Source organism: Lishizhenia sp. (assembly GCF_057456495.1).
Genome location: NZ_JBVCPV010000096.1, coordinates 1 through 11,097 on the forward strand (window position 1 = coordinate 1; position 11,097 = coordinate 11,097).

The following is an 11,097-nucleotide window of genomic DNA, read 5'->3' on the forward strand; positions in this document are numbered from 1 at the left end:
GATACAGCAGAAGGCTTGCTTCAAAAACAATCCCAAAATTTTGGAGCTACCTTTCGTATATATTTAAATGATTTGGCAGCTAGCAATGTGGCTAATCAAGGGAATATTAACAATGATACTTCTTATGTATTGGTGGGTACTAATTTGGGGAACTTGTGCAGTAATGCTAATGCTAACAACGAAAAACCGGTGAATATTACTGCGCGTTTGGAACGTGAGTGGCGATTACAGAATACCAACTTCGTAGACAATTACTCGGTAGATTTAACCTTAGACAATTGTGCCATTTTAGATAGTTCTAAGCTGAAATACCTTCGACTGTTAGTGGATACAGATGGAGATTTTACGAATGCCCAAGCCTTTGATGCAAGTGCTGGGGTTGACTTCGAATTGAACGGAAATGTGTTGAGTGTTAAAAACCTTTCCAATGCTATTTTCCCCAAAGATAGTACGCGTTTTTTTACTGTAGCTGTTGAAAAACCGCAAGTTGGCCTACAACCATTTGCGAGTCATATTTGTGTTGGAGATTCTATAGCTATGGTTTTCACTGTGAGTCAAGATACTGTAGATGTCACCTATTCTGATGGAACGAATGATTATCAAGTTCCGAATGTTTACGACGGGTATTCCATCATGGTCTCACCAACAGTTACTACGCAATATAAGGTCATTATTGAAAAAATCTTTGCGTGTTGTTCATATCAAATTGATGGAGATACAACGACCTTAATAGTAAAGAATAATCCAACTGTTACAACCAGTAATGACACTACCATTTGTAGAAACGCAACCGTAGCTATTTCAGCAGCTGGCGCTGGTACTGATAGTTATTTATACCATTGGTCGCATACCCAGAATACAGATTCTTTACAAAATGTTTCCCCCGTAAGCGATACCCTGTTTAGTGTATTTGTTCAAGATAATTACAGTTGTGTAACAGATACAGTTTTGATTAATATTCAACTTTATGACAGTTTAACGGCTAATGTGAGTTCTACACAGGATATTTGTCCGGGTGATAGTGCCTTACTAGAAGCCGAAGTTTTCGGAGGTTTGGGAGGTGATTATACTTTCAATTGGAGTACAGGTTTTACAACGGTGCAGGGCAATACTAGTGAGTTATATGTGAGTCCAGCAGATACTATGACCTACCAAATTAGTATAAATGATGCTTGTGAAACAACTCCTATAATATTGCAAACTACCGTCAACGTTTCCCCGGCACCTCTACCTATGTTTACCCTTACAGAGAATTATTTGTGTGAACCCGCAACTTTTCACTTGGTAAATGCAACTGATACTTCTACCAATTATACCCTAGAGTGGACTGTAGGAGGAAGCGATGTGCAAAGTGATAATATAGAAATATACACAGGGCCATGGTACGAAGGATTGTACGATGTAGAAATGTATTTAATTACAGATTTGGGATGTGAGCAGTATGTTAATTTTGCGGATACTTTGGTCGTTTATCCACTTCCCACGGCAAATTTCAATTTTTCACCTCAACCTACCACCATGTTCAATACAGAAATAGACTTTACAAATAACTCCGTAGGAGAGAGCTTTTATTACTGGAATTTTAGTTCGGGTAATCCTACTAATTCTAACGATGAAAATCCTACGGTTCTTTTCCCGGATGGGGTAGTGGCAGACTATCCTGTTCAATTAATTGTAGAAACCAACTTTGGGTGTCTAGATACTATAACCAAGGTTGTAAGTGTTTTGTCTGAAGTGATCATCTACGCTCCTAATTCTTTCACACCAGATGGAGACGAGTACAATGCAACCTGGAAAATCATTGCGGATGGTATAGATCCAACTACATGGAATCTTAGCATCTATGATCGTTGGGGAGAACTGGTTTGGTTGTCGAAAGATATTACTTTGGGGTGGGACGGTGCCTATAAGGGGGCTTTAGTTCCAGACGGTGTTTACGTTTGGAGGTTAGAGGTAAAAGACCTGTTTACAGATGCCTATTACCAATACGGGGGACACATCAATGTCTTGCGATAACTTTAATAATTGCTTTTATATAGGTCGGCCTGAAAAGGGCTGACTTTTAGTTTGCTATTCGTGCGAATAGTTTTAGGCTGCCCGGGCGCGCTATCCATTATAATCCGCGGTGGTTGCCCCCTTCAACTAAAGCCTTTCACAGGTTATCACCTGCAAAGCCTAAGTTTCAGTACGGCATCCCCCTGTGGGTTGTCATTCCTATCGCTGGCAGAGGGTGTTTGTATGTTCTCAATAAAATTTTGAAATTCCTTTAGGCTATCGAAAATTGATGGAAGGTTATCACAGTAAAAAAGCTATAAACAAAAAAAACCGACTCGTTTGAGTCGGTTTTTGCTGGCGGAGAAGGAGGGATTCGAACCCCCGATACCTCTCAGTATGCCGGTTTTCAAGACCGGTGCATTCAACCGCTCTGCCACTTCTCCGCGGCGAAAGTACTCATCTTTTTTATATTGACAAGTGATTTTTGGGAGTTTTTTTGAAGAAATTTTAGAGCTTTTTAATTGTAGCTTGAAAAAGAGTAGGTTAGGGGCAAAAAAAAGAGGAGCAAATTTGCTCCTCTTTTTCGTAGTTATTATTTCGACTTAGATTTTGAATAATCCTTCGTCTAATGTTTCGTTCAATTTAATAACGATGTTAGAGAATGTTACCGCTTGTGGTCCCATTACCTGCTTACGAGAAGTTGCGAACATAAATCCGTCAACAGCTTTGTAATCGCTAAATGTGTTTACCATCTCAGCTTTAGATCCGTCGGGCATTTCTACCATAACAACAGATTTCTCTAAAAGGTAAGTCTCAGCATTGAAGTAAGCTGTTTTTAAGTTTTCTCCAGAAGTGTACTGTACAACAATGTACTTTTTACCCTCTTCTTCCAAAGCTCCCATTACTTTAACTCCTTCACCGTCTAATAGGTTCATGTAGTCTAATCCTAACAAGTTAAACTCTGCGTGCTTTTCAGCCAATTCATCCGCCGTCATTTCATTTTTCACAGGACCAGCTTGTCCCATTCCAGATGTCATACCTTTTTCTGCGTTGAATACTTCTTTTTGAACTTCCATCCCCATAGAAGGAACAGATAATGAAGAGTAAGATTTTTTACCTTCCATCATGTATTCTTTCACAGCAAGTGCAAATGGAGCTCCTGCCATAGCAGCTTCACCTTCCATCGCGTATGTTTTAACTCCGTCTACTTTCGCTTTCGCTTCTTCTAATGAAGCAGTAGAAGTAAAGGCCATTAATGCATTGCTCAAAATGTCTGAAGCAGTCATGTCAACAGCAGTGTATTCTACTTTTTTAGAAACATTTCCAAAAGCATCGAACATTTCAATTTTACCATCAGCATCAAACTTCTTGATTTTGTCCAATACATCAGGAGAACCAACAACGATGATGTTCAAGTTGTTTGGAGTGATGTATTTTTTAGCAACTTCTAAAACATCTGCTTTAGATACAGCCATTAAGTTTTTCAAGTAAGTTTGGTAGTAATCAGCAGGCAAGTTGTTTCTGTAAGTACTCAATGCAAAACGTGCAATAGTCTGCGGTGACTCTAAAGAACGTGCAAAGCTACCAGACATAGACATTTTGTTTAATTCTAACTCTTCATCTGTTACTTCACCCTCTGTAATGTTCGTGAATTCGTGTAAGAATTGTACGATAGCAGAATCAGTAACGTCATTTCTAAAGTTACCAGAAGCAGAAATGTAGCTTCCGTATCTATCCACATCTAAGCTAGAGTAAGCACCGTAAGTGTAGGCTTTGTCTTCACGTAAGTTTTGCATCAAACGCGTTCCGAAACCTCCACCACCTAAGATTTTGTTCATTACACTCAACTTAATTTGATCAGGGTTACCTGGCATCATTTCAATTGGGTGAGCGATAGTAATTACAGATTGAACCGCACCTGGCTTCTCAACAAAAATTACTCTGTTTCCTTTAGGGAAGTATCCTTTGTTGAAGTTTGCTTTGTGTGCAGCTTCACCTTTCCAAGACCCAAACTTAGCTTCTGCCAAAGTTTTAGCCTCTTCTATTGTGATATCACCAACAATTACTAAGTAAGCGTCTTGTGGTGTAAAACTCATGTTAAAGTAAGCCAATACATCATCTCTTGTGATGCTTTTCAAGCTTTCTTCAGTCATGATTTCCCCGTAAGGGTTGTTGTTTGGGAATAAAGCTTTGCGCTCTGCATTGTTGGCCATTTCTCCTGGAGAAGATTTAGCAGATAACAATCCAGATTCGAATAACTTCTTGTTTCTTTCAAACTCACTTTCTGGGAAGTTTGCGTTCATTGTAATGTCTAACATTAACTCTAGACCTTTGTCCATGTGCTTTGTTAAACAAGAAAGGTATACACTAGAACTAGATGCACTTAAGTAGGCACCAATAAAGTCTTTTTCTGAATCAATTTGGTCTTTGGTACGGTTGCTCGTACCAGACATAATCATTGATGAAACAAAATCAGAAACCCCAGCTTTTGGTCCTTCTAAAATAGGATCACCTCCCATTACTAAGTTAAACGCTACTTTAGGTTGTCTGTGATTTTCAGAAACAATAACTTTAATTCCGTTGCTTAATTCAAAAGTTGCTGGTTCAGCAATATTGATTTGTGGAGCTTCTCCTGCTTTAGGTTGTACAGATCTGTCTAACTGACCGAAAGCGTACACACTACCTAATACAGCTAAGCTTAATATTATTTTTTTCATTTGATCTCTTTTTTAACCTCTTCTTATTTCGGTAAGTAATATAATTCTACTCTTGCGTTTGCAGCTAAGTATTTCTTTGCCACACGCATGATGTCTTCACGTGTAATTTTCTCGTAAGCTTCTAATTCGCTGTTGATCAAATTTGTATTGTTAAAGTACATGTAGTTGTTTGCTAAGTTTTCAGCAATTCCAGCAATTCTTCCGTTAGAAGAGTAGAAACTGTTTTCGTACTGGTTTTTAATTTTTTGGAATTCTTCCTCAGAAACTAATTCAGTACAAATTCTGTTGATTTCAGCATCCATAGCTGCTTTCAATGAATCGATAGACGCATCTTTAGAAGCAATACTTCCTACAACCGCCATTCCTGGATCTTCTAATGGGTAGATGAAAGAGAACGACTGAACTGCCAATTCTTTCTTTTCAACGATTTCTTTGTTCAAACGAGAACTTGCACCTGATGAAAGGATGTCCATTGCCATTTGCAAAGTGTAAGAATCTTCTGTGTTTTGCGCTGGTGCGTGGTATGAGAAGAATACACCTGGTAAAGTAATGTTATCGTAAACCGTATCAATAATGTTCGTTGTTAAAGGAGCCTCTGTTGCTGTTGGACGAGGAATAACAACTTCTGTTTTCTTCTTTGATTTGTACACTTTCTTCGCTGCTTTAGAAGCTGGCTTAGCAAAGTTTTGTGTGTTGAAATCAGCTCTAGATACTCCGTATTTCGCCATGAAAGTAGAGTCGGTCATGTTCTCAACATCTCTGTACAAGTTAATTGCTTCTCCTGCAGGAATGGTTGCGAAGTATTTTTCAATCAAAGCTTTAGTTTCTTTGATGTCTATATCTCCAGCAATAGATAAAACTGCGTTAGAAGGTACGTAGAAAGTTCTGTAGAAGTTCACGTAATCTTCTTCTTGTGCAGCGTCCAAGTGCTCCATGCTTCCAATAGGAACCCAGTTGTATGGGTGCTTTTTGAATAATCTTTTGAAAGATTCTGGAATGAAAGAAGCATAAGGTTGGTTATCTACTCTTTGTCTTTTTTCTTCCTTCACTACCTCACGTTGTGTTTCAATTCCTTGATTCTCAACTTTGGCGTGTAATAATCTTTCAGATTCTAACCATAATCCTAACTCTAATTGGTTAGATGGTAAGATTTCGTAGTAATACGTTCTGTCTTGAGAAGTATTGGCATTCAAAGTTCCACCGTTTTTTTCAACGATTTCTGAATACTCACCTCTTCCAATATTTTGAGTTCCTTCGAATAACAAGTGCTCAAAGAAGTGAGCAAACCCTGTTCTGTCTGGATTTTCGTTTTTAGATCCAACGTGGTACATAACTGAAACAGCTACGATAGGAGTGGTATTGTCTTCATGTAATATAACGTGCATTCCATTTGCCAAATCATACTCCACAAAATCAATCTTTTTTTCCTGGGCATTGGCAAAAAGTGTTGCCATACCTAAAAGTGATGTTGTTAAAATTCTTTTCATTGTAAGTTTTACATTTGTAAGGAGGCAAAAAAACAAATTAAAAGGCATAAATCAAATCCAATTATGATGATAGGTTCTTGTTGTTGATAAATCGCCTGTATATTTAAGTTTTTAACAAATTAAGCGCTATGAAGAAACTAATCTGTATGGGTGCATTGGCACTTTTGGCTTTTACGAATAAGGAAAACCCAACTTTACCACAATTGGATGTTTTTATGGATGAGTGGCATCAGGCGGCTAGCGATGCGAAATTTGAGGACTATTTCGGAGCCATGCACAACGACTTCTATTTTTTAGGTACAGCTCCGGGTGAGAAATGGAACAAAGCAGCTTTTGCCGAGTTTTCTAAGCCTTACTTTGATGCAGGAAAAGCATGGGATTTCACCGCCACCAACCGTCAGTGGTATGGAGATACAAGTACGGGGGTTGTTTGGTTCGATGAAGAACTCGATACCTGGATGGAAGATTGTAGAGGTAGCGGTGTTATGAAAAGGGTAGAAGGTGAGTGGAAGCTGAGCTATTATAACCTTACCGTTTTAATTGAGAACGAAAAGGTGAAAGAATTTATCAAACTCAGGAAAGCTAAATAGCTCTCCTGAGTAGTTGAGTCTTAGAGTGACATTACATCTTTGAACTTGATGGCTTGTCGTCTCGAAATTTCTATTTTCTCATCTTCTTCCAAGGTGATTTGTAAACCACCGTTGAACCAGTTTTCTATGTGTGTGATATAGTTGAGGTTAACAATGAACTTTCTATTCGCTCTAAAGAATTGCTCTGGATTGAGTCGTTCTTCCAAACTGTTGAGAGAGCGAAGTATCATCGGCTTGTGTTTACCAAAATACACCTTTACATAGTTTCCTTTACTTTCAAAGTATCTAATATCAGCTAAGCTTACATAAAAACACTTTTCGCCATCTTTTAAGAATACCTTGTCATTGGCATTTAAAACACGTTCTTTTCGGAAAGCTAGATTATTGCTACTTGCATAGTCATCGTCTTCCTTCAAGAGTTTATCCATCGTTTCATTCAAACGCTCAGGATCTACGGGTTTTAGTAGATAATCCAAAGCATTCACCTCAAAAGCTTTTATGGCGTGCTCGTCAAAAGCGGTGACGAAAATTACCTTAGGTATTTCTTCTAGTTTTTTAACCATTTCAAAACCATTCATACCCGGCATCTGAACATCACAGAAAATTACATCCGGTTTGTGCTCTTTGATAAGCGCTATTCCTTCTTCTGCATTTTTGGCCTCCGCTACAATTTTTAAATCTTTGTATTCAGAAAGTAAGTTTTGCATTTCGGCTCTTGCCAAACGTTCGTCATCTATTATAATTGCTTTCATACTATGTGTTTGAATAGTTAATATTGATCTCTGCACACACTTTATCCTTCTCCTCAGTTAAGCTAAAATTGGCGTTTTGTTTATAGTGTAAAAAGAGTCTTCGCTTGGTGTTTTCTATTCCAATTCCTTCGCGTCTACTCGTTCTTATTTTTCCAGTGTTTTCCACCCTAATGCGTAGGTTGTTGTCCTTGAAATGAATTCCCACACAAACCTCTCCGCCATCTATAGATTTACTTATTCCGTGCTTTATGGCATTTTCCACTTGCGTTTGTATAATAAAAGGAGGGATAACGATATCCATGGGGGCGTTCACATCCCACACCACGCGCAGTCTTTCCTCAAAGCGTATTCCCTCGAGTTCCAGGTAGCGTTTACATAAATCTAACTCTTCATTTAAACTAACGTTACTTTTCTTCCCCATTTGAAGGGAGTTTCGGAGTAAATTAGAAAGTGTGGTTACACTGGTTTTTGCTGTAGCCGGTTCAAGGTCTATTAAGGCGCGTATGCTGTTTAAGGAATTGAATAAGAAATGTGGATTGAGTTGTTCTCTTAGGTTTTTGAGTTCAATTTCTGTCTGACTCGCGTTCAATTTCAAATTCTCCAGTTCCTGCACCCTTGACTTATTTACCAAATGGTAGGTAATATAGAAGGTAGACCAAGACATAAAAAAGATGGAGTAAACAACAGCTTTAATTGTAAAGTCTAAAAAATCAAAGGCTTCTTCTGTTTGACCAAGAATAAGGTATTCTACAGAGCTCAAACTAAGGAGAAAGATATAGGAGATAAAAATAGAGGTTGGTATTACTCTCCCCAATAAAGGAAGGAACTTTAAGTTCAACCAATTGAATTTGATGAAAATACTACGCAGTAAGTGACTCAAGGCAATGAATAAGACAACCATTGCGGTTACAAACAAAAGGTTTTCTCCCTTAAGTCCATCGGTTTCAGAAGTGTAGATGATAATCATTAATATGATACCAAAAGCTCCCCATCCGAGAAGTTGAAATACCCAATATAGACCACTAGCTTTGAACATAAAACAAATGTAAGATTTAATTGATTTAGAAATAGAGGCAAAGGATAATCGGCTCAATCGACCTTTAAAATCTTCAAAATTTGGTAGTAAAGGTTACTTTCTGTGAATTTTTACTTAACAAATTGTAAATATTACCTAGGTAATTATACTTTTGCAATATGAAAATTGAAGAGTTAGTGAATTCTAAATTCAAGAATTCTACGCACAAAGCAGTAATTAATATTAAATACACAGCCAATTGGTTAACAGCACAGTACAATTGTAAATTGTCTGATTTTGGTTTGTCGTTACCGCAGTTTAATGTGATGCGTATTCTAAGAGGGGCAGGAGAAGAAATAAATGTGAAGTTGGTGAAGGAAAGGATGATAGAAAAATCTCCAAACACCACACGTTTGTTTGATAAGTTGGTGGAGAAAGAATTTATTGCACGTAGAAGATGTGAACACGACAGGCGAGTGGTTTTCTTACAAATTACATCAACGGGTTTGGATGTTTTGGCAGAAATAGATGTCATTTTAGCACAAATCAATCACGAGAATAATTTAACGCAACAAGAAGCAGAAACCTTGAGTATTCTATTGGATAAACTCAGAGGTTGCGATGTTCAGTAATTACAGTTAATACCGCTGCTATGCCCAAAATGGAAGTAAATGCCTCAAGAGAGGATGCTATGGTAGTTCGTGTTACGGCTCGAGATAACTATCTCTTGGCTGATGCGACAGAAAAGGATGGAGGCAGTAGCAAGTATGCCTCACCAAAGGAAATGTTTATGGCATCTGTTGCCAGTTGTAAGGTGATGACCGTTATGCTGTATGCCCAGCGCAAAGGATGGGAAGTAGAAGATGTGCAAATACATTTAGAGTTTTCTCCACAATACGGTAGAGATTATGTGATGTACCAACGCATTGAGATTATTTCTGACTTAGATCAAGAAAAAATAGATAGACTCAAAGAGATTGCAGAATTGTGTCCTGTAGGTCAATATATGAAACAGGGGATTACTTTTGTAAACCAATAAAATCAGGAAAAACGATATGAGATTATTTTTTACGAGTGTAATGTTACTCTTTACACTTGTTGGATTATCACAGGCCAAATACGAAATCAATGGTAGTGTTATCGATTCAACTACCCAAAAACCATTAGAATTTGTAAAAGTTGTAGCACTAACTGTATCCGATTCTTCGGTAGTCAAAGGTGCATATACAAATGCGACAGGAAACTATACTTTAACTGGGTTGAAGGCTGGGAATTACCTCTTGCAATTTACTGCATTTGAATACGATGCTAAATATCTTACTGTAAACTTAGAGAGTAAACGCTTAAACCTAGCTCCTTTTGCTTTGGTTAAGGCCGATTATATTTTAAAAGAAGGAGTGGATATTATTTACGAAACGAAAGTTTTAGAAACGAGTATTGATAAGAAGGTTTACGACCCATCTCAAGATTTATCTACCCAAGCAGGTACGGTTTCGGAAATGTTGAACAATGTTCCCTCGATAGAGGTAGATCAAGATGGAAACATTTCTTTGCGCGGTAATCAAAACGTTACCATTTTAATAGATGGATTACCGAGTAATTTAACCGCAGATAACTTATCTTCTCTTCCTGCGAGTTCAATTGAGCGCGTAGAAATTGTAACGAACCCTTCAGCAAAATATGATCCAGATGGAACAGCTGGTATAATCAATCTTGTATTGAAGAAAAACAAATTAAGAGGTATGAATGGAACTGTTAATGCTTCTGCAGCTTCAGGAAATCAATACAACTTAAATGTTAGTGTTAATGCGAGGACAGAAAAAGTGAATGTGTTTGCTTCCTATGGATTAAGGTATTATGAAGGGTACAGAAATCATTACAGTGATTGGTACAGAGATTTAGGAGATACGAATTCTTATTTACGACAAGAAAGAAGAGGTACAGATTTAAATGTGAATCATACAGCGCGTTTTGGTGTTGATTATACCCTAAACGAGCGTCAAACACTTAGTTTTTCTGCTACAGGTAATGCAGGTGTAAGAGATAGGTATGGAAATCAGTTTAACTACCAATATTTTAATGATGATTTAGATTATTACTGGAACAGGGAGGCTTATGATCCAAGAGATAGGAGTAGCTTGGATTTGAGAATGAATTACCGTTATAAGTTCAAAGAAGATGGAGGTGACTTAAAGGTTGCAGCCAATCAATCTTGGGGACAAAGTGATAACTCAGGAGAATACATTCAACAGTATTATACGGATGAGGATGTTGCAATTGGTCAGGCCACTTACCAGAATATTGATAATTTAAGTGAGAATTCACTTTCGACCCTGGCGTTAGATGTAACCAGAAATTTAAAGAAGAAAAGAAAAATAGAATACGGAAGTAAATTCATCTTAAATACAAACGATAAAACTGCGTACTCAGAGAGTTTTGATACCGTGTCTATGCTATTTACCCCAGACACGAATATCAACAATCAATTTGTGGTGAATCAGAATGTGTTTTCAGCTTACGGTATATACGGGCAGCAATTAA

9 protein-coding genes and 1 tRNA gene are annotated in these 11,097 nt (G+C 37.7%); 5 read left to right on the top strand and 5 right to left on the bottom strand.

What is annotated here, in order from left to right; genetic code table 11:
* On the top strand, positions 1-2,016 hold a 2,016-nt coding region (locus tag AC22ZQ_RS08280), incomplete at its 5' end, for a DUF8202 domain-containing protein (protein ID WP_318958312.1).
* Between the two features lie 334 nt (positions 2,017-2,350).
* Here the strand turns inward: AC22ZQ_RS08280 and AC22ZQ_RS08285 are convergent.
* The 3 genes from AC22ZQ_RS08285 to AC22ZQ_RS08295 form a co-directional block, all read right to left on the bottom strand.
* Positions 2,351-2,438 (bottom strand) — tRNA-Ser (locus tag AC22ZQ_RS08285).
* A 159-nt stretch (positions 2,439-2,597) separates the two neighbouring features.
* A complete protein-coding gene (locus AC22ZQ_RS08290) occupies positions 2,598-4,712 on the bottom strand; it encodes a M16 family metallopeptidase (protein ID WP_318958313.1) in 2,115 nt (704 codons plus the stop codon).
* 23 nt (positions 4,713-4,735) lie between these two features.
* Positions 4,736-6,199: a M16 family metallopeptidase gene (locus tag AC22ZQ_RS08295; protein ID WP_318958314.1), complete on the bottom strand. Its 1,464-nt coding sequence runs from the start codon at positions 6,197-6,199 to the stop codon at positions 4,736-4,738.
* A 128-nt stretch (positions 6,200-6,327) separates the two neighbouring features.
* On the opposite strand from AC22ZQ_RS08295, the gene AC22ZQ_RS08300 reads away from it, so the two are divergent.
* Positions 6,328-6,789: a nuclear transport factor 2 family protein gene (locus AC22ZQ_RS08300; RefSeq protein WP_318958315.1), complete on the top strand. Its 462-nt coding sequence runs from the start codon at positions 6,328-6,330 to the stop codon at positions 6,787-6,789.
* Between the two features lie 20 nt (positions 6,790-6,809).
* On the opposite strand, the gene AC22ZQ_RS08305 is transcribed toward AC22ZQ_RS08300, so the two are convergent.
* Both AC22ZQ_RS08305 and AC22ZQ_RS08310 read right to left on the bottom strand, forming a co-directional pair.
* The gene (locus AC22ZQ_RS08305; protein ID WP_318958316.1) at positions 6,810-7,541 is read right to left on the bottom strand and encodes a LytR/AlgR family response regulator transcription factor; all 732 of its coding nucleotides are present in this window, start codon (positions 7,539-7,541) and stop codon (positions 6,810-6,812) included.
* Between the two features lies 1 nt (position 7,542).
* Entirely contained in the window at positions 7,543-8,577 is a 1,035-nt protein-coding gene (locus tag AC22ZQ_RS08310; protein WP_318958317.1) for a sensor histidine kinase, read from the bottom strand.
* A gap of 158 nt (positions 8,578-8,735) precedes the next feature.
* On the opposite strand from AC22ZQ_RS08310, the gene AC22ZQ_RS08315 reads away from it, so the two are divergent.
* The 3 genes from AC22ZQ_RS08315 to AC22ZQ_RS08325 form a co-directional block, all read left to right on the top strand.
* A complete protein-coding gene (locus AC22ZQ_RS08315) occupies positions 8,736-9,188 on the top strand; it encodes a MarR family winged helix-turn-helix transcriptional regulator (protein ID WP_318958318.1) in 453 nt (150 codons plus the stop codon).
* A 20-nt stretch (positions 9,189-9,208) separates the two neighbouring features.
* Positions 9,209-9,595 (top strand): OsmC family protein, encoded by a 387-nt coding sequence (locus AC22ZQ_RS08320; RefSeq protein ID WP_318958319.1) that lies wholly within the window; start codon positions 9,209-9,211, stop codon positions 9,593-9,595.
* A 16-nt stretch (positions 9,596-9,611) separates the two neighbouring features.
* Positions 9,612-11,097 (top strand): outer membrane beta-barrel protein (locus AC22ZQ_RS08325; protein WP_318958320.1); only part of this gene is annotated, 1,486 nt, incomplete at its 3' end.

What these genes read in the sequence shown, in the direction of transcription:
- AC22ZQ_RS08290 (WP_318958313.1), bottom strand. Translation starts at nt 4,712, where the DNA reads ATGAAAAAAATAATATTAAGCTTAGCTGTATTAGGTAGTGTGTACGCT.
- AC22ZQ_RS08295 (WP_318958314.1), bottom strand. Translation starts at nt 6,199, where the DNA reads ATGAAAAGAATTTTAACAACATCACTTTTAGGTATGGCAACACTTTTT.
- AC22ZQ_RS08300 (WP_318958315.1), top strand. Translation starts at nt 6,328, where the DNA reads ATGAAGAAACTAATCTGTATGGGTGCATTGGCACTTTTGGCTTTTACG.
- AC22ZQ_RS08305 (WP_318958316.1), bottom strand. Translation starts at nt 7,541, where the DNA reads ATGAAAGCAATTATAATAGATGACGAACGTTTGGCAAGAGCCGAAATG.
- AC22ZQ_RS08310 (WP_318958317.1), bottom strand. Translation starts at nt 8,577, where the DNA reads ATGTTCAAAGCTAGTGGTCTATATTGGGTATTTCAACTTCTCGGATGG.
- AC22ZQ_RS08315 (WP_318958318.1), top strand. Translation starts at nt 8,736, where the DNA reads ATGAAAATTGAAGAGTTAGTGAATTCTAAATTCAAGAATTCTACGCAC.
- AC22ZQ_RS08320 (WP_318958319.1), top strand. Translation starts at nt 9,209, where the DNA reads ATGCCCAAAATGGAAGTAAATGCCTCAAGAGAGGATGCTATGGTAGTT.